The following is a 252-nucleotide window of genomic DNA, read 5'->3' on the forward strand; positions in this document are numbered from 1 at the left end:
CTCTACCTGTCTGATTGCATTTGAAAACAACCGCTATAGCGTGCCGGCTAACTTCGTGAATTGTGTCATTAGCCTGCGGGTGTACCCGGAGCGGTTGGTGCTTGTTGTCGAGGCCCAGGTGGTAGCGGAGCATGTCCGGGTTTTTAGCCGTGGCAAGAGCGCGTCCGGGAAAACAGTTTACAATTGGCGCCACTACCTGGCGGTAGCACAGCGGAAGCCCGAGGCTCTGCGTAACGGTGCCCCTTTTGCGGG

Annotated in this window: 1 pseudogene; it reads left to right on the forward strand. The window is 57.5% G+C overall.

Features of this window, described 5'->3' with window-relative positions:
• A pseudogene (locus tag Q5Y71_RS17425) lies at positions 1–252 on the forward strand (IS21 family transposase); the annotation flags it as partial.

The sequence above is a fragment of the Microbulbifer sp. 2205BS26-8 genome (genome assembly GCF_030731025.1).
GTDB classification, from domain to species: Bacteria; Pseudomonadota; Gammaproteobacteria; order Pseudomonadales; family Cellvibrionaceae; genus Microbulbifer; species Microbulbifer spongiae.